Genomic DNA, 2,534 nt, shown 5'->3' on the forward strand with positions numbered 1-2,534 from the left:
TGCAATTTTAATTTATATTGAACGCTCACAAGAGCATATCAATCTTTTTCTCATCAGATTAGATTATCCGAGTTTTCGGACAGTCTCCCCCACTATTGCGTAAGGAGGAACATCTTTTGTTACAACACTACCAGCTCCTATAACCGCTCCATTGCCAATACTATGACAACCACTTGTTATCTTGGCATCGCTTCCACACCACACATCATTTCCGATATTTAGAGTATATCTTGGGACATCTTCTACATCATAGCCAAACATTTTCCTATAAAAAATAGGAGATGTACTAAACGTTGAAATTGGATGATTTGCTCCAAAATAACTGACACCTGAGCCAAATGAACAGTATCGTCCAACTGTTACTTTCCCTGCGTTAGCATAGTTAAAGTTTGTTGTAAAGCAACCATAAGAATAAAGGCTAACATCAATATTCCAGTTTTCCTTATAATATGTTCTTATTGAACTAGATTGCATTTCACCGCCTTCTTTTTTTAATAGCCATGGCAGGAATATGTGTTTTCCAAACAAAGGAATACTTATCAAATCAAATAATTTCATATTTATTTTCTCATTTCTCAAAAGATGTTTTCATATATACAGTTACTATCAAAGAGTCAAACAAACAACAAACTTCTGTACAGTATGGATAAATCATCCTAAAATCCTATGTTTCAAATAGCTAAGTTTTGCTCGTTTTCCATGAATATCCCATAATGGAGTCCATTCTCCACATTGGCGATCACACCAGGCTTCATACTTTCCGTTCGTGCCAAGCCAAATAGGATTAGATATAAACTGTTCTAAGCATTCTCCAAGACCTTCAAATGTAGGTTTGTAATCATACTTTCCTCTTACAGTTTCAATCTTGGTATTATCAAATTCTCTATTAAAAAGTCTGTCGTATTTAATCTGCCACTTATTCCATACAGTTATTAAACCATCGGAGTTTTCAACAAGTTTGACTTTTGGTTTCTTCCCAGTGATTTCTTCTATCTTCTTACAGTAGAATTCTAAAATTTCTCCCCAGGTATGGCTTTCATCAGTTGTGATATGAAAAGCCTGTCCATATGCCTTTTTGTTACCGATTAGTTGAACTATTGCTCCTGCAACATCAGGTCCATAAGTCAGAGATGTCTTCTTAGATGCTATGTCTTTAGGAAATACGATAGTTCTTCCCGCCAACGCTCTTCTTAACCAGTTTTCTTTCTCATACACCCCTAATTGAATACGATTGGAGTTGTATGTGATATAAGGTCTAATAATTGTCCAGTTCGTTCTACCGGTTTCTCTTAGAAGGTTTTCTTCTCTACCTTTTGCCATTCCGTATTCATCGATGGAAAGATATTCTGGATCGGTACATACGTCTACCAATCTGGGAGAATCCTCAGTAATACGGGCATTTGAATCAGCATAGCAACGGGATGAGCTGAAGAAAAAATACTGGTTTGTATGATCGAGAAGAGTCGGCAGTCTTTCCTTCAACTCTTCTGTGCTATAAACCATGAAATCAATGATTGAATCGTACTTCCTATTCATCAAGGAAGAAAAGAATTCTGAATCTTTCGCGTTCCCTTGAATGTATGTTATGTTCTCTTTATTCTCCTTTTTGGATCTGGATGTTACGAACAACATGTTATCTTTTGATAAGAGTTTTACCAAAGGAACGCCCATAGCACCAGTTCCGCCTAATATTAAAATATTCATTTTATTTTCCTATCATCTGTTTTACTTTACTAACACCTTTGTCACCTAAAATTCCTTTAACAAATTGTTTTGTCCTTTTTTCTACCAATCCTTGTCCTGACACAACTGCTTCCCTAATCATTGTTAAAGCTTTATCCTCATCTTCACTATTTGTAAAAATTTCTAATACTACCGGTTTATCATAGAGATCAGGAGCAATAAAATATTCTTTTATATTGAGGTATTCTTCTTTAGTAGATGCGGACAAATAAACGAATCCCAAATCTTCAACATAGTGCTTTACAAGTTGATTAGACTTATTTCCATAATGACCGGCTGCTGCTATATATTTATCTGTCTCTTCTCCAAAAAGGTGTCCAGGATTCCCTGTTAATTTAAACTCAGTACCTTTTCCATTGTTAACCAATAAGATACGCACATTATTCCCAACATGTCTATTTCCTAAAGAGTTTAAATCGTAAAAGAAAGCCAAATCACCTAAAACACAAAAATAGAGTTTATTTGAATCGGATAATGAAGCACCAATTAATGATGACATGCTACCATCAATGCCAAATCCCCCTACATTTGAGTATCCTAGTACACTATTTGGAACATCAAAAAAGTTCCAAAACCTTAAAGAGTTTTGAATGCCCAGGTGTAAGGAAGATTTTTCAGGCAAAAATTCTGCTGTTTGTGAAGCTACCCAAGCGTTTGAAAAGGGCATACTATCAAGCTTATTAGAAACGGCATTTTTTACTAGGTAGTGTAAAATAGTTTGTGTTTTTGGTAAAAAATAACTCCTTTTTGGTAAGAATTCAGATATGACAATTCTTATCGAAAAGGAGTAT

2 protein-coding genes and 1 pseudogene are annotated in these 2,534 nt (G+C 35.0%); all 3 read right to left on the reverse strand.

All coding sequences use genetic code 11. The features are described 5' to 3' along the window. Positions 1-63: 63 nt before the first annotated feature. Positions 64-558 carry a hypothetical protein gene (locus ACTNDS_RS16560; protein WP_441036851.1) on the reverse strand — a complete coding sequence of 165 codons (495 nt, stop codon included), beginning with the start codon at positions 556-558 and terminating at the stop codon, positions 64-66. Positions 559-651: 93 nt separating this feature from the next. Then, positions 652-1,704, reverse strand: a complete 1,053-nt coding sequence (locus ACTNDS_RS16565; protein WP_441036852.1) for a hypothetical protein — start codon at positions 1,702-1,704, stop codon at positions 652-654. A gap of 1 nt (position 1,705) precedes the next feature. Then, a pseudogene (locus ACTNDS_RS16570) lies at positions 1,706-2,534 on the reverse strand (hypothetical protein); the annotation flags it as partial.

Origin of the sequence: Blautia sp. HCP3S3_C12 (assembly GCF_052064155.1) — a bacterium.
Classification (GTDB): Bacteria; Bacillota; Clostridia; order Lachnospirales; family Lachnospiraceae; genus Blautia_A.